At 68.9% G+C, this 25,619-nt stretch carries 1 protein-coding gene (only partly in view); it reads left to right on the forward strand.

Annotated features, from left to right (window positions below; translation table 11 throughout):
- Positions 1 to 25,511 carry the 3' portion of a non-ribosomal peptide synthase/polyketide synthase gene (locus tag ACFVUS_RS31820; protein WP_387774996.1) on the forward strand. Its footprint begins 18,877 nt before the window's first position, so 25,511 of the gene's 44,388 nt are visible here — the last part of the coding sequence; the start codon falls outside the window, past its left edge; it ends in the stop codon at positions 25,509 to 25,511.
- The last annotated feature ends 108 nt before the right edge of the window (positions 25,512 to 25,619 follow it).

Here is a 25,619-nt window from a genome sequence, read left to right on the forward strand (position 1 = left end):
CGGTCGGTGTCGCGGGTGAGCTCTATCTGTCCGGCATTCAGCTGGCGCGCGGCTACCACGCGCGTCCGGGTCTGAGCGCGGATCGCTTCGTCGCCAACCCGTATGTGGACGGCGAGCGCATGTACCGCACCGGTGACGTGGTGCGCTGGACCCGCACGGGCGAGGTCGAATACGTCGGGCGTTCGGACTTCCAGGTGAAGGTGCGCGGTTTCCGCATCGAACTCGGTGAGATCGATGCGGCGCTGGCCGCGCACGAGAGTGTGGACTTCGCGGTCACCATCGGTCACAAGAACGCCGCGGGCGCGACCTCGCTGGTGTCGTACGTGGTTGCCGCGCCTGGTCATTCGGTCGATATCGCGGCGGTGACCGCGCATGTCGAACAGCGGCTGCCCGCGTACATGGTGCCGTCCTCGGTCATGATCATCGATCGGGTGCCGCTGACCCCGGTCGGCAAGCTGGACCGCAAGGCGCTGCCCGAACCGGTGTTCGCCACCGAGGTGGTGTTCCGTGCCGCGCGAAACACCCTGGAGCACACCATTTCCGAGGTGTTCGCCGAGGTGCTGGGCCTGGAGCGGGTCGGTATCGACGATTCGTTCTTCGCCCTCGGCGGCGATTCCATCGTCTCCATTCAGCTGGTGTCGCGTGCCAAGGCGCGCGGGGTGATCTTCAGCCCGCGTGATGTTTTCGAACAGCGCACCGTCTCGGGTCTGGCCGCCATCGCGGAAACCGCCGACGGCCAGGGTGATTCGGCTCCGCAGCTGCTGGAGCTGCCCGGCGGCGGCGTCGGTGTCATGCCGCTGACCCCGGTGGTGCGGTTCATGGTGGAGCGGCCGGGTGAGTTCGGGCGCTTCAACCAGACCATGGCGCTGGAACTCCCGATCGGTATCGACCGGGCGGGTATCGCCGCCACGGTCGGCGCGGTCATCGACCGGCACGACATGCTGCGGGCACGCCTGCGGCGGGTGCCGGGCGCGGACTGGGTCGTGGAGACCGCCGCGGCGGGCGCGATCGATGTGGATTCGCTCATCGACCGCACCGAATTCGATCCGAGCGTCGGCGCGCAGGAGTTCCTCGAAATCGCCTCGGCCGCACTGGATGCCACCCTCGATAAGCTGGATCCGACCGCCGGTGTGGTCGTTCGTTTCGTTTGGTTGGCACCGGCATCCGGTACCGATCAGTCCCGCGCCGGTCGCCTCATCGTGGCCGCGCACCACCTGGTGGTGGACGGTGTCACCTGGCGCATCCTGGTGCCGGACTTCGTCACCGCCTGGGGACAGCTCTCCGCCGGGCAGACCCCGGAACTGGTCGCGCCCGCGACCAGCATGCGCACCTGGGCACACGCCCTCGAGCGTGAGGCCGCCACCGAGGAGCGGCTCGCCGAACTCGACTTCTGGCGTGGCGTCGTCGACGGACCGGATCCTCTGCTCACCGAGCGCGCCATGGACCCGGCCGTCGATATCACCGCCGTCGTCGAGAAGCACAAGGTCGAGGTTTCCGCCGAGACCACCAAATCGCTGCTCACCACCGTGCCCGCGCTGTTCCACGGCGGTGTCAACGACGGTCTGCTGACCGCGCTGGCGCTGGCCGTGGCGAAGTGGCGCTCGGACAAGAGAATCGGTGCGGGGGACAAGTCCGCCCTCGTTCGCCTCGAAGGCCACGGCCGCGAGGAAGAGGTCGTGCCCGGCGCGGATCTGTCCCGCACGGTCGGCTGGTTCACCGCCATCTTCCCGGTGCGCTTCGATCTCTCCGGGATCGATGTGGACGCCGCCCTCACCGGTGGCGACGCCATGGGCCGCGCCATCAAGGCGGTCAAGGAGCAGCTGCTCGCGGTGCCGGACAAGGGCATCGGTTACGGCCTGCTGCGCTACCTGAACCAGGCCACCGCCGATCAGCTGCCCAAGCAGTTGCCCGGCCAGGTCAGCTTCAACTACCTGGGCCGCGTCAACGAGGGCGATGTGCCCGAGGCGCTGCGCGGGTTCGGCTGGATCCCGGCTCCCGAGCTCGGCAATCTCGGCGGCGCGTACGACGCCGATATGCCCGCCATGGCCCCGATCGATATCAACGCGATCGTGGTCGGGGACAAGCTGACCGCCAATATCGGCTACCCGAGCACCCTGCTCGACGCCGCCGCCGTCGCCGAATTCGGCGCGCTGTGGATCAGTGCGCTGAACGCCGTCGCGCACCACGCGGAATCGGCGCAGGCCGGTGGGCACACCCCGTCCGACTTCGGGCTGGTCGACATCACCCAGCGCGATATCGACGGCTGGGAACGGCGTTTCGGCGCGATCGACCAGGTGTGGCCGCTGTCCGCCCTGCAGGCCGGTCTGCTCTTCCACGCCCAGCTCGCCGCCACCTCGGTGGATGTGTACACCGCGCAGGCGGTGCTCACCCTGACCGGCCGCGTGGACGGCGACCGCCTGCGTGCGGCCGCCCAGGCGCTGCTGGACCGCCACGAAATCCTGCGCACCGCATACGTTTCCGACGCCAATGGCGTTCCGGTACAGGTGGTGCTGGATGGCGTGCACGTGGCCTGGTCCGCGCACGACTTCAGCGGTATCGCCGACGCGGATGCGCGGCAGGCGGCGGTGGCACAGGTCATCGACGCCGATCGCATGACCCGGTTCGACCTCACCGCGCCGCCGCTGATCCGGTACACGCTGGTGCGGACCGCCGCCGACGCGTGGCAGCTGGCCGTGGCCAACCACCACATCCTGCTCGACGGCTGGTCCATGCCGCTGCTCATGCAGGACCTGCTGGTGCTGTACGCCACGCATTCGGACGTGAGCGTGCTGCCGCCGGTGCGGTCCTACCGGTACTTCCTGGAATGGGTTGCGCAGCAGGATCGTTCGGCTTCGCTCGACGCCTGGAAGCAGGCGCTGCGCGGGGTGTCCGAGCCGACGCTGCTCACCCGCCCGGACGCCGGACGTGAGATCACCGCGCTGTCCGGTGAGTACTTCTTCGATCTGGACGAGACCGCGACCGCGCGCCTGACCGCGCTGGCCGCCGATATCGGCGTCACGCCGAACACGGTGCTCCAGGTGGCGTGGGGCATTCTGCTCGGCCGCCTCACCGGCCGCGAGGACGTGCTGTTCGGCACCACCGTGTCCGGTCGCCCGGCGCAGCTGTCCGGTGTGGAATCGATGGTGGGTCTGTTCATCAACACCGTGCCGGTGCGGGTCGCGTTCGATCCGGCCGAATCGGCGCGGGCGCTACTCAACCGCACCCAGGGTGAGCAGGCCGATCTGCTCGATCACCACTACATCGGCCTGGCCGACATCCAGTCCGCGGCGCGGATCGGCGGGCTCTTCGACACCCTGGTGGTGTTCGAGTCCTATCCCGTTGACGCCGAGGGCATTCGGTCCCAGGCCGCCGATATCGACGGTATGGCCGTCACCGGCCTGGACGCCGCCGATGCCACGCACTACCCGCTGACCCTGATCGCCCAGCTCGACACCCGGCTGCGCGTTCGCGCGGGTTATCTGCGCGATCTGTTCGACGAGGACACCGTCCACCGCATCGCCGATCGCCTGGTTCGGGTACTCACCGCCATCACCACCGAACCCGAAGCGGCAGTGGGCGATATCGAACTGCTCGACGCCGATGAGCTGGAGCTCGTCACCACCGAGTGGAACGAGACCGGATACGACGTCGACACCGCCTTGGCCGTGACCTACGGGCTGGCTGACACCGATCGTGTGGATCCCGGCCACAAGCACGCCGGGATGACGGGGGCGGAGCCCGACGCCGCGAAGACGCTGGTCGCGCTGTTCGAGGCGCAGGCGGAGCGCACGCCCGATGCGATCGCGCTCAGCTTCGAGGGCACAAGTCTGTCCTATGGCGAGTTCGCCGAGCGGGTGCATCGCCTGTCGCGCTGGCTCATCGAGCGCGGTGTCGGCGCGGAATCGTTTGTGGCGCTGGGTATGCGGCGCTCGGTCGACCTGGTGGTCGGCATGTATGCCGTCACCGTGGCCGGTGCCGCGTACGTGCCGCTGGATCCGGATCATCCGGCCGAGCGCACCGAATACATCCTGGCCACCGCCGATCCGGTGACCGTGCTGACCTCGGGTGAGGATCTGCCGGTGCAGACCGCGCAGGTGCGGATCGATCTGCTGGACCTGTCCAGCTACTCGGCCGCCCCGCTCACCGACGCGGATCGCGTTGTGCCGCTGCGTGCTTCGAATACCGCGTACGTCATCTTCACCTCGGGTTCCACCGGCCGCCCCAAGGGCGTGGCGGTGCCGCACGCGGCGATCGTGAACCGTCTGGTGTGGATGCAGTCCGAATACGGGCTCACCGCCGATGACGTGGTGTTGCAGAAGACCCCCGCCACCTTCGACGTGTCGGTGTGGGAGTTCTTCTGGCCCTTGCAGATCGGTGCGCGCCTGGCCATCGCCAAGCCGGACGGGCATCGCGATCCCGTCTACCTCGCCGAGCTCATCGCGAGCGAAGGCGTCACGGTCACCCACTTCGTGCCGTCCATGCTCGCGGTCTTCGTGGCCGAGCCCGCGGCGGTGCACTGCACCAGCCTGCGCATGGTCTTCGCCTCCGGTGAGGCGCTCTCGCCCAAGCCCTCGCACAAGCTGCGCGAGATCACCGGCGCGGAACTGCACAACCTGTACGGCCCGACCGAAGCCGCGGTCGACGTCACGTACCACCATGTGACCGCCCTGGACGTGGACTCGGTGCCGATCGGCCGCCCGGTCTTCAATACCCAGGTCTACGTGCTGGATTCGCGCCTGCGCCCGGTTCCGGTGGGCGTCGCGGGTGAGCTGTACCTGGCGGGCGATCAGCTCGCCACCGCGTACGTGGCGCGCCCCGACCTGACCTCGGATCGCTTCGTGGCCAACCCGTTCGGCTCCTCCGAGCGCATGTACCGCACCGGCGACCTCGTGGTGTGGAACGCAGACGGCGAGATCGAGTACATCGGCCGCACCGACTTCCAGGTGAAGCTGCGCGGCCTGCGCATCGAGCTGGGTGAGATCGAATCCGCGCTCACCGCACTGGGTTCGATCGCGCAGTCGGTGGTCGTGGTGCGCGGGGATCAGCACACCGGCGACCAGCTGGTCGCCTATGTCATCGCCGCGCCGAGCCGCACCGTGGACATCGAGGGCGTGCGCGCGGAATTGGCCGAGCGCCTGCCCGCGTACATGGTGCCGTCGGTGCTCATGGTGCTGGACGAGTTCCCGCTCAACGCCTCCGGCAAGCTGGATCGCCGCGCGCTGCCCGCACCGGTCTTCGAGGCGGCGGTGTTCCGCGCCCCGACCACCCCGATCGAGCAGATCGTGGCGGGCGTGTTCGCCGAGGTCCTCGGCCTGGAACGGGTCGGCCTGGACGACGATTTCTTCGCCCTCGGCGGCAACTCGCTCATCGCCACCCAGGTGGCGGCGCGACTGTCCGCCGCACTGGACACCCATTTGGGTGTGCGCGAGATCTTCGAGGCGTCCAGCGTCGCCGCGCTGGCATCGCGCGCCGAATCGCACGCCGGGACGAACGCGCGTCAGGCGCTGATCGCGCGGGAGCGCCCCGAACGCCTGCCGCTCTCGCTGGCGCAGCAGCGCATGTGGTTCCTGAACCGGTTCGATCCCGAATCGGCCGTGGACAATATCCCCGCCGCCGTACGCCTTTCGGGTCTGGTCGACCGGCAGGCGTTGCAGATCGCCGTCGCCGATGTGCTGGCGCGGCACGAATCGCTGCGCACCCGGTACCCCGAGATCGACGGGACCGCGTACCAGGAGATCGTGCCCACCGGCCAGGTCATCCCGGACCTGACGCCGATCGACGCCACCGAAGCCGGACTGCCGCAGGCGCTTTCGGAATTCCTGCGCACCGGATTCGACGTCACCGTCGATGTGCCGTTCCGCGCCCGCCTGTTCGAGGTGAGCCCTACCGAACACGTGCTCGCACTGGTGGTGCACCACATCTCCGCCGACGGTTTCTCCATGGGCCCGCTCACCCGGGATGTCATGACCGCCTACGGCGCTCGCGTGGAGGGCGGCGAACCCGCCTGGCAGCCACTGGAAGTCCAGTACGCGGACTACGCGCTGTGGCAGCGCGAGGTGCTCGGCGACGAGTCCGACGCGGAATCGGTTATCGCACGGCAGATCTCGTACTGGGGCCGGGAGCTGCGCGGGCTGCCCGATCAGCTGGACCTGCCCGCCGACCGGCCGCGTCCCGCGGTCGCCACCGGCAAGGGTGCGACGCACACCTTCGTCATCGACGGCGAGACCCACGCCAAGCTGGTCGAATTGGCGCGTCAGCGCGGTGCCACGCTGTTCATGGTGGCGCACACCGCGCTCGCGGTGCTGCTGTCCCGCCTGTCCGGTGAAGCGGACATCGCCATCGGCACGCCCGTCGCGGGCCGTGGTGAACGCGCCCTCGACGATCTGATCGGCATGTTCGTCAACACCCTGGTGTTGCGCACCCCGATCGACGCCGGCGCGGGCTTCACCCAGCTGCTGGAATCGGTGCGCGGCACCGATATCCAGGCCTTCGGTCACGCGGATCTGCCGTTCGAACGCCTGGTGGAGATCCTCAACCCGGCGCGTTCGCAGGCGCGGCATCCGCTGTTCCAGGTCATGCTGTCGTTCCAGAACATGGGACCGGCCGAACTGGAACTCCCGGGTCTGACCGTGAGCGGCGTCGATCTGCCGCTGGACACCGCCAAGTTCGATCTGCAACTGGTGCTCACCGAGGCCACCGCCGCGCACAACGCATCCGGCAACGGCTTCGGCGGCACCCCGTCCGGCATTACCGCCGAACTTATCTACGCCACCGATCTCTTCGACGCGGCGACGATGGAACGCTTCGCGGCGCGGTTCAACCGTCTGTTGGAAGCCGTTGCGGCACAGCCGGAAACACCGGTCGGCGATATCGATCTGCTCGCCGGTGGTGAGCGGTCGCGCGTCGTGCTGGACTGGAACCGCACCTACTACTCCGTCGACGAGGTCGTCGCCGAGCAGACCGATGCGGTCGAGCGCGACGATATCGATTGGGCCGCACTGGAACTCCCGGGTGCGTCCCGGCACGACCTGTGGCAGCTGCCCGAGACCGGTGACGCGGCGAACACGCTGGTCGCGCTGTTCGAGGCGCAGGCCGCGCGCACGCCCGACGCCGCCGCGCTCGGCTTCGAGGGCACAGGTCTGTCCTACGGCGAGTTCGCCGGGCGCGTACATCAGTTGGCGCGCAAGCTGATCGAGGCCGGGGTCGGCCCGGACAGCCTGGTGGCGCTGGGTATCCGCCGCTCGCTCGACCTGGTCGTGGCCATGTACGCGGTGCTGGAGGCCGGTGGCGCGTACGTGCCGCTGGATCCCGATCAGCCCGCGGACCGCATCGACTACGTGCTCGATACGGCGCAGCCGGTATGCGTGCTGACCACCGAGCGCGATGGGTTCACCCACGCGAGCGTTCCGGTGCTCGCGGTGGACGCGCTCGACCTGTCGGGCTTCTCGGACGCGCCGCTGGGCGACGCGGATCGTCTTGCGCCGCTGCGTCCTTCGAACACCGCGTACGTCATCTTCACCTCGGGCTCGACCGGCCGCCCCAAGGGCGTCGCGGTCAGCCACGCGGCGATCGTGAACCGCCTGGTGTGGACGCAGGCCGAATACGGTCTGACCGCCGACGACGTGGTCTTGCAGAAGACCCCCGCCACCTTCGATGTGTCGGTGTGGGAGTTCTTCTGGCCCTTGCAGGTCGGTGCGCGCCTGGTCGTGGCCCGGCCCGACGGTCACCGTGATCCGGCGTATCTGGCGGAAGTCATTGCCGCCGAGGGTGTTACGACCGCGCACTTCGTGCCCTCGATGCTCGCGGTGTTCACCGCCGAGCTCGCGGCCAACGGTGGATCGCTGCCGTTGCGCCTGGTCTTCGCTTCCGGTGAGGCGCTGCCCGCCACCACCGCGCAGCAATTGCGGGCACTGACCGGTGCCGAGCTGCACAACCTGTACGGCCCGACCGAAGCCGCGGTCGATGTCACCTATCACCATGTGGTGGACGCCGATACCGAGACGGTGCCGATCGGCCGCCCGGTCTTCAATACCCAGGTCTACGTGCTCGACGCGCGACTGAACCCGGTCGCGCCCGGTATGGCCGGTGAGCTCTACCTCGCCGGCGATCAGCTGGCTCGCGGCTATGTCGCGCGCCCGGATCTGACCGCCGATCGCTTCGTCGCGAACCCGTTCGCGGCCTTCGGCGCGTCCAAGCGCATGTACCGCACCGGTGACCTGGTGACCTGGACCGCCGCGGGCGAACTGGAATACCTGGGCCGCACAGACTTCCAGGTCAAGTTGCGCGGTCTGCGCATCGAGCTCGGCGAGATCGAGGCCGCCCTCACCGCGCACGACGCCGTCTCCCAGGCGGTCGTGGTGCTGCGCTCGGATGCCCGCACCGGTGACCAGCTGGTCGCCTACGTGGTCCCGTCCGGTGCCGCGCAGACCGCCGATTCCGATGCCGCCGCCGGTGACACCGCCGTGTCGGCTGCTCCCGGCACCGTGGCGCTGCCCGCCGGTGCGGTGGATGTGGACGCGCTGCGCGAGCACCTCTCCGCGCAGCTGCCGTCGTACATGGTTCCGGCCGCGTTCGTGGCCGTTGCCGAATTCCCGCTCAATGCCAATGGCAAGCTGGATCGCCGGGCACTGCCCGAGCCGGAGTTCGCGGCTCGCGAATTCCGCGCTCCCGCGACGCCCGCCGAGGAGATCGTGGCGAGCGTGTTCGCCGAGGTGCTCGGACTGGAGAACCCGGTCGGTGCCGACGACGACTTCTTCGAGCTGGGCGGCAACTCGCTCATCGCGACCCAGGTGGTCGCGCGCCTGGGCGCGGCGCTCGATACCCGCGTGCCGGTGCGCACCCTGTTCGACGCCCCGACGGTCGCCACCCTGGCCGCCCGCGTCGAGGCGCAGTCCGGCACCGGCCGCCGTCGCGAGCTGGTGGCGCAGGAACGGCCGGAAGAGATTCCGCTGTCCCTCGCCCAGCAGCGCATGTGGTTCCTGAACCGCTTCGACACCGCCTCGGCCGTGAACAACATCCCGCTCGCGGTCCGCCTCACCGGCGATCTCGACGCGGCCGCGCTGCGCCTGGCCGTCGGCGATGTGCTGGAGCGTCACGAGGTGCTGCGCACCGTGTACCCGGAGAACGCGGAAGGCCGTGGCGTGCAGGTCATCCTGCCCGCCGACCAGGTCGGTGTGGATGCCGAAGCGGTCGAGGTGACCGAGGCGCAGCTGCGTGATCGGGTCGCCGAGTTGGTGCTGACCGGGTTCGACGTGACCGTGGCCCCGCCGGTGCGCGCGGGTCTGTTCCGGGTCACCGATGCCGAGATCGACACGCACGTACTGGTTTTCGTGGTGCACCACATTTCCGGTGACGGCTGGTCGGTGCGCCCGCTGGCCCGCGATGTGATGCTCGCGTACGCCTCGCGCGCCAATGGCGCCGCCCCGCAGTGGGAACCGCTGCCGGTGCAGTACGCCGACTTCGCGCTGTGGCAGCGTGAAACCCTCGGCGACGAATCCGACGCCGAATCGCTGATCGCCCAGCAGGTCTCGTACTGGAGCACCGAACTGGCGGGCCTGCCCGATCAGATCGATCTGCCCTCGGATCGCCCGCGCCCGGCCGTGGCCTCGAACCGCGGTGGCGTGCACGAGTTCTCGATCGACACCGCGCTGCTGAACAGCCTGAACAACCTCGCCCGCGAACACGGCGCGTCGCTGTTCATGGTGGTGCACGCGGCCTTCGCGGCCCTGCTGGCGCGGCTGTCCGGCGGCGATGACATCGCCATCGGCACCGCGGTCGCCGGTCGTGGTGAAGCGGCCGTGGACGATGCCATCGGCATGTTCGTCAACACCCTGGTGCTGCGCACCGCGGTCGACGGCGGCGAGAAGTTCACCGAACTGCTGGCCCGCACCAAGGACACCGACCTGTCGGCGTTCGGGCACGCGGATCTGCCGTTCGAACGCCTGGTGGAGATCCTCAACCCGGCGCGTTCGCAGGCGCGGCATCCGCTGTTCCAGGTCATGCTGTCGTTCCAGAACACCGGTGAGGCCACCTTCACACTGCCGGGTCTGGAAGTGGCGGGTGTGCCGCTGGACGTGGTGACCGCCAAGTTCGATCTGCACCTGAACCTGACCGAACGGGTCGGCGCGGACGGCGCGCCCGCCGGTATGACCGGTGAATTCGCCTACGCCACCGATATTTTCGACCCCGCCACGGTGTCCGCGTTCGCCGATCGCCTGCTGCGCACGCTGACCACCATCGTGCTGGAGCCGACCACCCTGGTCGGCGATATCGAACTCCTGGACGATCTGGAGCGCCGCCGGGTGCTGCGGTCCTGGAACGCCACCGAATACGACGTCACCCGCGTCGCGCTGGCGGGCCGCAAATCCGATGCCGATGTCACCCTCGCGTCGATGTTCGCGGTGCAGGCCGCCCAGACGCCCAAGGCCCCGGCCGTGGCGTTCGAGGGGACGACCCTGTCCTACGGCGAACTGGCCTCGCGGGTGAACCAGCTCGCCCGGCACCTGATCGCCAATGGCGTGGGACCGGATTCGCTTGTGGCCCTCGGCATGCGCCGTTCCCTGGATCTGGTGATCGGCATGTACGCCGTCATCGCCGCCGGTGGCGCGTACGTGCCGCTGGATCCGGATCACCCGGACGAGCGCAATGGCTACGTGCTCGACACCGCCCAGCCGGTCTGCGTGCTCACCACCGCCCGCGACGGCTTCGACGCCGCCCGTTCGGCCACCGTGCGCATCGATGAGATCGATCTGTCCGAGTACTCGGACGCCCCGCTCACCGACGCGGATCGCAGTGCGCCGCTGCGGGAGTCGAACACCGCCTACGTGATCTTCACCTCCGGCTCCACCGGTCGCCCGAAGGGTGTGGCCGTCTCGCACGCCGCGATCGTGAACCGCCTGGTGTGGATGCAGACCGAATACGGCCTGTTCGACGACGATGTGGTGTTGCAGAAGACCCCGGCCACGTTCGATGTGTCGGTGTGGGAGTTCTTCTGGCCCTTGCAGGTCGGCGCGCAGCTGGTCGTCGCCAAGCCGGACGGTCACCGCGACCCCGCCTACCTGGCGGACCTGATCACCGAATACGACGTCACCACGGCGCATTTCGTGCCGTCGATGATGTCGGTGTTCGTTGCCGAGGCCAAGGCCGCCGAATGCGTATCGCTGCGACAGGTTTTCGCCTCCGGTGAAGCCCTGCCCGCGCCGACCGCGCAGAAGCTGCTGGAACTGACCGGCGCGCAACTGCACAACCTGTACGGCCCCACCGAGGCCGCGGTCGACGTCACCTATCACGAGGTGACCGCGGCGGACACGCTGTCCGTGCCGATCGGCCGCCCGGTCTTCAATACCCGTGTCTACGTGCTGGACTCGCGCCTGCACCCGGTCGCGGCCGGTGTCGCGGGTGAGCTGTATCTGGCGGGCGCGCAGCTGGCGCGCGGCTATGTGGCGCGTCCGGAGTTGACCTCCGATCGCTTCGTCGCCGATCCGTTCCACGGTGGCCAGCGCATGTACCGCACCGGCGACCTGGTCAAGTGGACCGGCGCGGGTGAGCTGGAATACCTGGGCCGCACCGACTTCCAGGTGAAGTTGCGCGGTCTGCGCATCGAGCTCGGTGAGATCGAATCCGCGCTGACGGCAATCGATTCCATCGCGCAGTCGGTGGTCGTGGTCCGCTCCGACGATCGCCTCGGCGATCAGCTGGTCGGCTACGTCATCCCCGCCGCCGGACGCTCGGTCGATGTCGAGGGCGTGCGCGCCGAACTGCACGAAGCCCTGCCCGGCTATATGGTCCCGACCGCGTTCGTGGTGCTGGACGCCTTCCCGCTCAACGCCTCCGGCAAGCTGGATCGCAAGCAGCTGCCCGCACCGGTGTTCGAGGCCAAGGTCTTCCGCGCCCCGTCCACCCCGATCGAGGAGATCGTGGCGGGCACCTTCGCCGATGTCCTCGGTGTCGGCCGCGTCGGCGTCGACGACGATTTCTTCGAACTCGGCGGCAACTCGCTGATCGCCACCCAGGTCACCGCGCGACTGGGCGCGGCACTGGAAATCCAGCTGGCCGTGCGCGATCTGTTCGAGGCCTCCACCGTCGCGGCGCTGGCCGCGCGGGTGGAACGCCATGCCGGTTCCGGCCGCACCCGCCCGCGCCTGGTCGCGGGGGAGCGCCCGGAGAACCTGCCGCTGTCCCCGGCGCAGGCGCGCTACTGGTTCCTGAACCAGTTCGACACCAGCACCTCGGCCGTGGACAACATTCCGCTCGCGGTGCGGCTCACCAGTGCGCTGGACCTGAACGCCATGGGTCTGGCCATCGGCGATGTGCTCAGCCGCCACGAGGTGCTGCGCACGGTGTACCCGCGCTCGGCCGACGGACCGCACCAGGTGATCCTGCCCGCGACCCAGACCGATGTGGGTCTGGTGCCGGAACCGGTCGCCGAGGGCGAATTGCTCGGCAAGGTCATCGAATTCGCGATGACCACCTTCGATGTCACCGTCGAGGTGCCGCTGGCCGTCAAGCTGTTCCGCATCTCCGACAGTGCCGTGGAACAGCATGTGCTGGCCTTCACCATCCACCACGTCTCCGCCGACGGCTCCTCCATGGGCCCGATGGCGCGCGATGTGATGGCGGCCTACGTGGCCCGCGCCAATGGCGAATCCCCGCAGTGGGCGGCGCTTCCGGTGCAGTACGCCGACTACGCGCTGTGGCAGCGCGAAGTGCTCGGCACCGAGGACGATCCGGAATCGCTTGCCGCACAGCAGGTCGCCTACTGGACCCGCGCCCTGGCCGATCTCCCCGATCAGCTGGAACTGCCCACCGATCGGCCGCGCCCGCCCGCGCAGTCGTTCCACGGCAAGGCGATTCGCTTCGATATCGACGCCGAACGGCACGCCAAACTGCATGAGCTGGCGCGCGCCAACAACGCGTCGCTGTTCATGGTCGTGCACGCCGCGCTGGCGATTCTGCTGGCGCGCCTGTCCGGTACCGATGACATCGCGGTCGGCACCCCGATCGCGGGTCGCGGTGAGCGTGAGCTCGACGATCTCATCGGCATGTTCGTGAACACCCTGATCTTCCGCACGAAGATCGATCACGGGGTGCCGTTCGCCGATGTGCTCGCCGAGGTGCGCGAACGCGATCTGGAAGCCTTCGCCAATGCCGAGGTGCCGTTCGAGCGCCTGGTCGAGGTGCTCAACCCGGTGCGCTCCAACGCCCGCAACCCGCTGTTCCAGGTCGGCCTGTCCTTCCAGAACCTGGCCGAGACCGCGTTCGAACTGCCCGGCCTGCACGTGAGCGCCGTCCAGTTCGAATCGCAGCTGGCCAAGACCGATCTGCACGTCACGCTGTACGACCGGTACACCGATGAGGGTGCGCCCGCCGAAATCCTCACCGAATTCGGTTACGCCACCGATCTGTTCGACGAGAGCACCGTGCGCGCCTTCGCCGACCGGTTCCTGCGCGTACTGGACGCGGTGCTGGATGATGCGGGCATCACCGTCGGCGATATCGATCTGCTCGACGCCGATGAGAACGAGCGAATCCTGAAGCGCTGGAACAACACCGCGCAGGATGTGGCGCAGGTGTTCCCGGAAGGTGCCGAGGCCACCCTGGTCTCGCTGCTCGACGCGGCCGTGGCTTCCGACCCGAAGGCGGTGGCCATTGTGGCCGATACCGCCGACGGGGTGGAGAACCTGACCTACGCCGAGCTCGATGCCCGAGTGAACCGTTTGGCGCGTGAGCTGATCGCGCGTGGTATCGGTGCGGAAGACCGTGTGGCGCTTGCCATCCGGCGTTCCACCGATCTTGTGGTCGCGATGTACGCCGTCGCCAAGTCCGGTGCGGCGTATGTGCCGATCGATCCGGATCAGCCCGCCGATCGCACCGGTTACATCCTCGAAACCGCCGCTCCGGCAGTGGTTCTGACGACCGTCGCCGATGCTTTCGAGCACGACACCGCGACGGTGCTGAAGATCGATGAGCTCGAGCTGTCGGAGTACTCGGCCAAGCCGATCACCGCCGCCGAGCGGGTGCGGGAGCTGACCTCCGCCAATACGGCGTACATCATCTTCACCTCCGGTTCGACCGGTCGCCCGAAGGGTGTGGCGCTGCCGCATGCCGCCGTGGTGAACCAGTTGCTCTGGAAGGTCACCGAATTCGGCCTCGATCCCGCCGATGCGGTGCTGCTCAAGACCGCCGCCACCTTCGACCTCTCGGTCTGGGAGTTCTGGTCGGCTGTGGCCTGCGGTGGCCGCCTGGTCATCGCGCAGCCCGGTGGGCACAAGGATCCGGCGTACCTGAACGAGCTCATGGCTCGCGAATGGGTGACCACCCTGCACGTGGTGCCGTCCATGCTGGACGCGCTGCTGGCCGACGGTCTGCCGGATTCGCTGTGGCGCATCCTCGCCATCGGTGAGGCGCTGCCCGGCCCGCTGGCCCAGCGCGTGCTGGCCGAGCGTCCGCGCACCGAACTGTTCAACCTCTACGGCCCCACCGAGGCCGCGGTCTCCATCACCAACCACCGGGTGAGCACCGCCGACGAGGTGTCGGTGTCCATCGGTGCGCCGGAATGGAACAGCCAGGTCTACGTGCTGGACGCGCATCTGCGCCCGGTGCCGGTCGGCGTCTCCGGTGAGCTGTACCTGGCCGGTGCGCAGCTGGCGCGCGGGTACTACGGCCGCAGCGATCTGACCGCCGACCGCTTCGTGGCGAATCCGTTCGGCACCGCTGCGCGCATGTACCGCACCGGCGACCTGGTGGCCTGGAATGCCAAGGGCGAGTTGGACTACCGAGGTCGTACCGACTTCCAGGTGAAGATCCGCGGTTTCCGCATCGAGCTCGGCGATATCGAATCCGCCCTGCTGCGGCAGACCGCGGTGGCCTCGGCCGCCGTGGTGGCGCACCAGGATTCGGCGCTCGGTGATCGACTGGTCGCGTACGTCGTCGGTATCGACGGCGATCTCGACAAGCAGGCGCTGCAATCCGCGCTCGCCGGGGAACTGCCGTCCTACATGATCCCGTCGGTGTTCATGCAGCTCGACGCGCTGCCGCTGAACGCCAACGGCAAGCTCGATCGCAAGGCGCTGCCCGAACCCACCTTCGAGAAGGCGGTCTTCCGCGCACCCGTCACCCCGATCGAGCAGATCGTGGCGGGCGTGTTCGCGGACGTGCTGCGCATCGAGGGCGGTCGCATCGGTCTCGATGACGACTTCTTCGCCTGGGGTGGCAACTCGCTGCTCGCCACCCAGGTGGCGGCACGCCTCGGCGAGGCGCTGAACACCCGGGTGCCGGTGCGCCTGATGTTCGAGGCCTCCACCGTGGCCGCGCTGGCCGCCCGGGTCGAACTCGACGCCGGTGCGGGCCGCAAGGCGCTCACGGCGGGTGAACGGCCGGAACACATTCCGCTCTCGCTCGCCCAGCAGCGCATGTGGTTCCTGAACCGCTTCGACAACCAGTCCGCCGCGTACAACGTGCCCGTCGCGGTGCGGCTGTCCGGTGCGCTGGATATCGAGGCCATGCGCGCCGCCATCACCGATGTCGTTGCCCGCCACGAGATCCTGCGCACCATCTACCCGCAGACCGATCAGGGGCCGGTCCAGGTCGTGCTCCCGGCCGCGCAGGCGGTCCCCGAGCTCGAGGTGCGCACCGTCACGGCCGATGAGGTCACCGGCGCGGTGGTGGCGCTCACCTCCACCGTCTTCGACGTCACCACCGAGGTGCCGCTGAAGGTCGCGCTGTTCCGCATCGGCTCCGACGAGTCCACGGAATACGTACTGGCACTGGCGATTCACCACATCTCCGGTGACGGTTCGTCGGTCGCGCCGCTGACCCGCGATCTGATGACCGCCTACGCCGCCCGCTCGTTCGGCGAGGGCCCGGGCTGGTCCAAGCTCGCGGTGCAGTACGCCGACTACTCCATCTGGCAGCGCGATCTGCTCGGCAGCGAGGACGATTCGGAATCGCTGTCCGCCAAGCAGGTCGCCTACTGGAAGCAGGCGCTGGCCGAGCTTCCGGATCAGCTGGATCTGCCGTCCGATCGCCCGCGCCCGGCCGTGCAGACCTTCGCCGGTGACCGGGTCGAGGTGCGCATCGATGCCGAAACGCACCGTGCGCTGGTCGATTTGGCGCGCGCCGAGGGCGCGACGCTGTTCATGGTCGTGCACACCGCGCTCGCGGTACTACTGGCCCGCCTGTCCGGCACCGACGACATCGCCATCGGCACCCCGATGGCCGGTCGCGGCGAGGCCGTCCTGGATGACCTCATCGGCATGTTCGTCAACACCCTGGTGTTCCGCACCCGGGTCGAGGCGGGCGCGCCGTTCACCGAACTGCTGGCCCGCCAGCGCGAGACCGATATCCAGGCGTTCGCCAATGCCGATGTGCCGTTCGAGCGCCTGGTCGAGGTGCTCAACCCGGTGCGCTCCACCGCGCGGCATCCGCTGTTCCAGGTCGGCCTGTCCTTCCAGAACCTGGCCCAGTCCAGCCTGGAACTGCCCGGCCTGACCGTGTCCGGTCTGGATATCGACACCCAGATCTCGCAGTTCGATCTGCATCTCATCGCCACCGACCGGTACGACGAGACGGGCGCGCCCGTCGGCATCACCGGCCTGTTCACCTACGCCACCGATCTATTCGATCAGGCGACCGTGCAGGGCTTCGTCGACCGCTTCGTGCGACTGCTCGGCGCGATCACCACCGCACCGCGCACCGCGGTCGGCGATATCGAACTGCTCGCAGGCGATGAGCGCGCCGATCTGGTGCTGGCGCGCAATGCCACCGCGCACGAGGTCGATCGCTCCGCGACGCTGGTATCGCTGCTCGATGCCACCGTGGCGGCCATCCCGACCGCCGTGGCGCTCATCGGGCCGGACAGTGAGGTGCTCACCTACGCCGAGCTCAGTGCTCGGGTGAATCGCCTTGCGCGGCATCTGATCTCGATCGGCGTCGGCCCGGAGTCCCGGGTGGCGCTCGCGCTGCGCCGTTCGGTGGATCTGGTCGTGGCCATGTACGCGGTATCCGTCGCCGGTGGCGCGTACGTCCCGGTCGATCCGGATCAGCCCGCCGAGCGCACCGACTACATCCTGGAGACCGCGGCACCGGTCTGCGTGCTCACCAATGCCGAAGCCCGCTTCACGACCGAGGCCGCACCGCTGGTGCGCCTGGATCAGCTGACGCTGGAAACCGTTGCGGCCGAGCCGATCACCGATGCCGAGCGGGTCGCCCCGCTGCTGCCCGCGAACACCGCGTACGTGATCTTCACGTCCGGTTCGACCGGCCGCCCCAAGGGTGTGGCGCTGCCGCATGCCGCGGTGGCGAATCAGTTGCAGTGGAAGACAGCGGAATTCGGGCTCGGCGCGGATGACGCGGTGCTGCTCAAGACCGCCGCGACCTTCGATCTTTCGGTGTGGGAGTTCTGGTCGGCTGCCGCGAGTGGTGGTCGTCTGGTGATCGCTTCGGCCGATGGTCATCGTGATCCGTCGTACCTGAACGAGTTGATGGCGCGTGAGCTGGTCACCACGCTGCATGTGGTGCCGTCGATGCTGGATGCGTTGCTCACCGAATCCGCTGGAGCGCTGACGGGTTCGCTGCGTCGGGTGCTGGCGATCGGTGAGGCTTTGCCCGCCACCGTCGCGCAGCGCTTCCGCACGGCCAACCCGGCGGCGCAGCTGTTCAACCTGTACGGCCCGACCGAGGCCGCGGTCTCCATCACGAACCACCTGGTCACCGATGCCGACAAGGGTTCGGTCTCCATCGGCCTGCCCGAGTGGAACAGCCAGGTGTACGTGCTCGACGCGCGGCTGCACCCGGTCGCGGCCGGGGTCGAGGGTGAGCTGTACCTCGCCGGTGCGCAGCTGGCGCGCGGCTACTACGGTCGCTCGGATCTGACCTCGGATCGCTTCGTGGCCAACCCGTTCGCCACCGGCGAGCGCATGTACCGCACCGGTGACCTGGTCACCTGGGCGGGTAGCGGCGAACTCGAATACCGGGGTCGTACCGACTTCCAGGTGAAGATCCGCGGTTTCCGCATCGAGCTGGGCGAGATCGAGGCGGTGCTGCTGGCGCTGCCCGAGATCGCGCAGGTCGCGGTGCTGGCCAAGTCCGACAAGCGCACCGGTGACCGCCTCGTCGCCTACCTGGTGCCGTCCGATCCCACTGCGGGCGTGCAGATTTCGCAGGCCAAGGCGGCGCTGTCGGCGGGTCTGCCGTCGTACATGGTGCCTTCGGCGTTCGTGGTGCTGGACGCGCTGCCGTTGAACATCAACGGCAAGCTGGATCGAAAGGCGTTGCCCGAGCCCGAGTTCGAGACCACGGCCTTCCGTGCCCCGTCCACTCCGATCGAGGAGATCGTGGCGGGGGTGTTCACCGAGGTGCTCGGCACCGAGCGCATCGGTGCGGACGACGACTTCTTCGCTCTCGGCGGTAACTCGCTGCTGGCGACGCAGGTCGCGGCCCGGCTGGGTGCGGCCCTGGACGCTCGCGTCCCGGTCCGCCTGCTGTTCGAGGCCTCCACCGTCGCCGGACTCGCCGTCAAGCTCGAGGCGCACGCGGGCAGCGGTGACCGGCAGCCGCTGGTCGCGCAGGAGCGCCCGGCATCGGTGCCGCTGTCGCTGGCACAGCAGCGCATGTGGTTCCTGAACCAGTTCGACACCACCTCGGCGGCCTACAACATCCCGGTCGCCGTCCGCCTCACCGGCGAATTGGATACCGCCGCACTGCAACAGGCCGTCGCCGATGTGATCGCCCGCCACGAAACCCTGCGCACCATCTACCCGCAGGTCGACGGGGCGGCATCGCAGGTCATCGTGAGCGCCGCACAGGCGATCCCGAACCTCACCCCGATCGAGGTCGGGGCCGAGACGGTGCGCGATCGCATCGCCGAACTCATCTCCACCGGATTCGACGTGACCACCGAGGTGCCGTTGCGCGCCAAGCTGTTCCGCGTCGAAACCCCGGTCGTGGAAGAGCTCGGCGCGCACGAGGCCGCGGTGCTGGATGTGGCCGACGCCTTCGAGGCCGCGACCCTGCGCGCCGTCGGCGCACAGGCCGCGGGTGTGGTCGGCGTCCGGACCAAGGTTCCGGCCGCGCCGCTGATCGAGCATGTGCTCGTATTCGTGGCGCATCACATCAGCGCGGACGGCTGGTCCATGGGCCCGCTCACCCGCGATGTGATGATCGCGTACGCGTCCCGGGCCGCCGGTGTGCAGCCGGGCTGGGCTCCCATGCCGGTGCAGTACGCCGACTACTCGATCTGGCAGCGCGCGGTGCTCGGCTCGGAAACCGATCCCGAGAGCCTCATCTCGGGCCAGGCCGACTACTGGCGGACCACCCTCGCCGAGCTGCCGGACGAGCTGAACCTGCCCTCGGATCGCCCGCGCCCCAATGCGCAGTCCTTCCGCGGCGGCAAGGTGCACTTCCCGATCGGGGCCGGACTGCATCGCGGCTTGCAGGCCATCGCGCGCGAGCAGAACGCGACCATGTTCATGGTCGTGCACGCCGCGCTGGCGGTCTTCCTGGCGCGCCTGTCCGGCACCCAGGACATCGCCATCGGTACGCCGATCGCGGGTCGCGGTGAGGCCGAACTCGACAATGTGATCGGCATGTTCGTGAACACGCTGGTGCTGCGCACCGACGTGCACCCGGATCTGACCTTCGCGCAATTGCTCTCGAACGCCAAGGACGCCGACCTCGGCGCCTTCGCGCACGCCGACATCCCGTTCGAACGACTGGTGGAGGTGCTCAACCCGGAGCGCTCCACCGCACGCCATCCGCTGTTCCAGGTGGTGCTGTCGTTCGAGAACCTGCCGGACAGCACCTTCGAGCTGCCCGGACTGCGGGTCGCCGCCGTCGATTTCGAGAACGACACCGCGAAATTCGATCTGTCGCTGACCATTACCGAGGCCGGCGCCGCGGGCGAGGGCATGTACGCCGAATTCGCGTACGCCCGTGACCTGTTCGACGACGCCACGGTGCAGAAGTTCGCGCAGCGCTTCACCCGCCTGCTGGAGCAGATCACCGCGCGGCCGCAGCAGGCGGTCGGCGATCTGCAACTGCTGTCCGCCGCCGAACGCGCGGATCTGCTGTCCCGCAATGGCGCGGCGGCGGTCGAACCCCGGACGCTGCCGGAGATCATGGCCGCGGCCGTGGCCGCCAACCCGGTCGGCGAGGCCGTGGTGTTCGACGGTCAGGTGCTCGGTTACGCCGAACTCGACGCGGCGTCCTCGCGACTGGCGCGCATGCTCATCGAACGCGGTGCGGGACCGGATATGCGAGTGGCCGTTGCCATTCCGCGTTCATTCGAATCCGTGCTCGCGGTGTGGGCGGTGGCCAAGTCCGGTGCGGCGTTCGTGCCCGTCGATCCGGCCTACCCGGCCGATCGCATCGCGCACATGATCTCCGACTCCGGCGCCATGCTGGGCCTGACCACCAATGCCGAACTGGCGGCGCTGCCGCCGGTGGCGAGCCTGGCCGGGTGGATCTCGCTCGATGATCCGATGGTCATCGCCGAGATCGAATCGCATTCGCCCGCGGCGGTTTCCGATGCCGAGCGGTGGGGGGCCATCCGGGCCGCGCACGCCGCCTACGTCATCTACACCTCGGGTTCGACGGGTCTGCCCAAGGGCGTCGTCGTCACCCACGCGGGTCTGGCGAACTTCGCCCGCGAGCAGGTCGAGCGCTACCGACTCGACTCCTCTTCGCGCGCACTGCATTTCGCCTCGCCGTCGTTCGACGCCTCCATCCTGGAGCTGCTGCTGGCGCTCGGCGCGGGCGGCACGCTCGTGGTGGTGCCGCCGGGCACCTACGGTGGCGACGAACTGGGTGAGCTGATCGCCCGCGAGCGGGTCACCGCCGGTCTCATCACCCCGTCCGTGCTGGCCTCGCTGGAACCGTCGCAGCTGGCGGGCATGGAGGTCATCATCGCCGGTGGTGAGGCGGTCTCGGCCGACCTCGTCGCGAAGTGGTCCGTCAATCCGGCTGGTCCGCGTCGTTTCCACAACGCCTACGGTCCGACCGAGGCCACCATCGCCACCAACATCAGCGATGCGCTGAACCCGGGCGACAAGGTCGTCATCGGTGGTCCGGTGCGCGGTATGCGGGCACTCGTGCTCGACGCGCGCTTGCAGCCGGTCGCCGAGGGCGTCGCCGGTGAGCTCTACGTGGCCGGTCAGCAGCTGGCGCGCGGCTACCACGCGCGTCCGGGTCTGACCTCCGAGCGCTTCGTCGCCAACCCGTACGGTGAACCGGGCTCACGCCTGTACCGCACCGGTGACGTGGTGCGCTGGACGCGTGACGCCAAGGGCGCTCCGGCCGTGGAATACGTGGGCCGCAATGACTTCCAGGTCAAGGTGCGCGGTTTCCGTATCGAACTCGGCGAGATCGACGCGGCGCTGATGGCGCACGAGACCGTGGACTTCGCGGTCACCGTGGGTCACCGGACCGAGGTCGGCACCACCATGCTGGCGGCCTACGTGCTGCCCGTCGCCGGTGCCGTCATCGATATCGCCGCGCTCACCGAGCACGCCGCCGCGCGACTGCCGGAATACATGGTGCCCACCGCCATCACGGTGCTGGACCAGATTCCGCTGACCCCGGCGGGCAAGCTGGATCGGCGCGCACTGCCCGAACCGGTGCTCGCACCGCGCGAATTCCGCGCCCCGGTCAGCGATATCGAAGCCACCATCGCCGAGGTCTTCGCCGAGGTGCTCGGCGTCGAGCAGGTCGGCCTGGACGATTCGTTCTTCGCGCTCGGCGGCGACTCGATCCTGTCGATCCAGCTGGTATCGCGGGCCAAGGCGCGCGGCATCCTGTTCAGCCCGCGCGAGGTCTTCGAGAAGCGCAGCGTGGCCGGACTGGCCGAAATCGCGGTGCTGGGCGGAGATAACGAGCAGGAGCGGCTGGCGGAACTGCCCGGCGGCGGGGTCGGCGATATTCCGCTGACGCCGATCATGACGGCGATTCTGTCGAGTGGTTCGACGTACCAGCGGTTCTCGCAGTCCATGGCCCTGCGCCTGCCGGACAATATCGACCGGGCACTGCTGATCGGCACGCTGTCGGCGGTCTTCGACCATCACGATGTGCTGCGGTCGCGCCTGCGCGGGAACGCAACGGCGGGTTGGGAATTCGAGGCGCTGCCGCGCGGTGGCGTCGATGTGGACGCGCTCGTGCATCGCGTCGAGGTCGCGGCCGACATCTCCGACGAGGAGCTGTCGCGGGTCGCGAGCGCTCAGCTCGACGCGGCCCTGGGCCGACTCGATCCGGCCAATGCCTCGATGATCCAGTTCGTGTGGTTCGCCTTCGGTGCGGGCCGCCCGGATGTGCTGCTGCTGGCCGCGCACCACTTCGTGGTCGACGGCGTGTCCTGGCGCATCCTGATTCCGGACTTCGCGGTGGCGTGGTCGCAGCTGGCCTTCGGTCAGCCGGTCGCGCTCCCGGCCAACGGCACCTCCATGCGGCGCTGGGCGCACGCCCTGGTCGACGCGGCGTCCGCACCGGAACGCGTTGCGGAACTGCCGTTCTGGCAGGGCGTGGTCGGCACCGCCGATCCGCTGCTCGGCTCGCGGGCCTTCGATCCGGCGGTGGATACCTTCGCCACGGTCGAACGCGTCGAGGTCACGGTTCCGGCGGCGGTCACCGATGCGGTGCTCACCTCGATTCCGGGGCGCTACCGCGGCGGCGTGAACGACGGTCTGCTCTCGGCGCTGGCCATGGCGGTCGCGCGCTGGCGGGCGGACGGCAGCGATGCCGCCCTCATCAAGCTCGAGGGTCACGGTCGTGAAGAGGAAGTCGTTCCGGGCGCGGATCTTTCGCGCACCGTCGGCTGGTTCACCAGCGCCTACCCGGTGCGGCTGGATCTGGCCGGGGCCGATCTCGACGATGCGTTCGCGGGCGGAAAAGCCCTGGGCCACATCGTGAAATCGGTGAAGGAACAGCTGCTCTCGGTGCCGGACAAGGGTCTTGGCTTCGGTCTGCTGCGCTACCTGAACGCCGAGACCGCGCCGCGGCTGCGCAGTGTCGGGCAGATCAGCTTCAACTACCTGGGTCGCGTATCGACCGGTGAAGTGCCGGAACAGCTTTCGGAGCTGGGCTGGGTGCCCGTCGGCGACCTCGGGCAGCTGGACGCGGACATGGATCTCGATATGCCCGCCAACGCCACCCTCGATATCAACGCCATCGTGACCGATGGCGAGGACGGCCCGCAGTTGGGCGCGGCCTTCGCCTTCCCGACCGGACTGCTCTCGCGCGAGCGGGTGCAGGAGTTCGCGGATCTGTTCGTGGCGGCGCTGACCGCGCTGGCCGAACACGCGAAGCGGCCGGACGCGGGCGGTTACACGCCGTCGGATATGGCGCTGGTCAAGGTGACCCAGGGCGATATCGAGGTCTGGGAGCGGGCCTATCCGGCCATGACCGAGGTGTGGCCGCTGTCGCCGCTGCAATCGGGTCTGCTGTTCCAGGCGCTGATGTCGCAGAGCCGGGAGGCGATCGACGTCTACACCATGCAGGCCGTCCTGGACCTGCACGGCACCGTGGACACCGATCGACTGCACGCGGCCGCACAGGCCATCGTCGACCGGTACGCGAGCCTGCGCACCGCGTTCGTCACCGATGCCGCGGGACAGGCGCACCAGGTCGTGCTGGATCGCGTCGAAGCGCCGTGGAGCATTGTCGATCTCACCGATCTGCCCGAGGGCGAACGGGTTCCGCGCATGCGCGAACTCATCGACCTCGACCGGGCGCGGCATTTCGACATGGCCGCCGCGCCGCTCATGCGGTTCACGCTGTTCCGCACCTCGGATGAGCAGTTCAACCTGGTGATCACCACCCACCACATCCTGGTGGACGGCTGGTCCATGCCGCTGCTCATGCGCGATCTGCTGGTGCTGTACGCGGTGCGCGGGGATCTGTCCGCACTGCCGCGCGCGGTGTCCTACCGGAACTACCTGGCCTGGCTGGCCGGGCGGGACCGCCAGGAATCGTTGCGGGCGTGGGCGCGTGCGCTCACCGGTGTGTCCGAGCCGACCCAGCTCGCACCCGCCGGACGCGCGGACGAGCAGTACGAGGTCGGGCGGCACGTGCTCGAAATCGACGCCGAACGCACCCGCCAGCTCAGCAAGCGGGCCGCCGAACTCAGCGTCACGGTGAACACGCTGGTGCAGACCGCGTGGGCCATCCTGGTCGGCAGGCTCACCGGCCGTGGCGATGTCGTGTTCGGCGCGACCGTGTCCGGCCGCCCCGCCGATCTGGCGGGCGTGGAATCCATGGTGGGCCTGTTCATCAACACCGTGCCCGTGCGCATTCGCATCGACGACCGCCTCACCGTGGGCGGCATGCTGGAGCGGGTGCAGCACGAGCAGGCGGATCTGCTGGATCACCACTACATCGGCCTCGCCGAGATCCAGCAACTCGCCGGTGCCGCAGCGGAATTCGACACCCTGGTGGTGTTCGAGTCCTACCCGGTCGACAAGGACGCCATCGCCGCCGCCAGCTCCATCGACGGCATGTCGGTGAACGGCGTCGGCATCAACGACGACACCCACTACCCGATGACGCTGGTGGTCATGGCCGGCGAGACCATCGAGATCTCCATGCGCTACCTGGACACCCGCTTCACCGCCGACGAGGTCGAGACCCTCGCCGCGCGCCTGAACCGGGTACTGGAATCGCTACTGGGTGAACCGTCCGCACTGGTCGGCGATATCGACATCCTCGATGCCACCGAACGCGCCCGCATCCTCGCCGAAAGTGCCGTCACCCCGGCCGATTCGGCGGCGGAACCGGCCCGCGTCGGTGCGCGCACCGTGGCCAACGTGCTCGCCGAAGTGGTGGAAGAGGACCCCCAGGCCCCGGCCCTGCTCGACAACGGCCAGGAACTCGCCTACCACGTCCTGGACCGCCGCTCCTCCCAGCTCGCGCGCCTGCTCATCGACCGCGGTGCGGGCCCCGGCGATATCGTCGCCGTCGCCCTGCCGCGCTCCGCCGATGCGGTCGTCGCGGTCTGGGCCATCCAGAAGGCAGGTGCGGCAACGCTGTTCGCCGAAGGCCTGTCCTTCGGTGACATCCTCGCCGCGGGCGCGAACTTCGGCATCGCCCAGGACCCGGCGGCCAGCTCGGTTCGCTGGTTGGTCCCCGCCGACCCCAAGGTCCAGGCCGATCTGGCGGCGCGCCCCGCCCACCCGGTCACCTACACCGACCGGGTCCGTCCCCTCACCGAATCCGATCCGGCCTTCATCTACCGCGACGCCTCGGACACCTGGGCCACCCTCACCCAGGCCGAAGCCCTCGACCGCGCCACCGCGCTGCGCACCGAGAATGAGATCGACTACGAATCGACCACATTCACCACGGCAACGGTCGGCCTGCCCGCGGTAGACGAATTCCTCACCTCCGCGACGGCGGGCGCGCTGTCCGTCATCCCCTCGGAGGACCTGGCCGCCGACCTCGACGAGGGTGAAGTCACGCACTGGTTCACCACCGCCGCGGACTCCACCGACGAGGCTCCGGAGGAAGTACGCATCATCCCCGCCCCCTAGCCGGGATCGCGGAAACGACGACGCCGGGCGGAGGCCGGTCCACACGGACCGCCTCCGCCCGGCGTTCGCCGTATTCGGGTGGATCGGGATTCGAACCCGGCGCGGGGC

This window comes from Nocardia sp. NPDC058058, assembly GCF_042885355.1.
In the GTDB taxonomy this organism is placed as follows: Bacteria; Actinomycetota; Actinomycetes; order Mycobacteriales; family Mycobacteriaceae; genus Nocardia.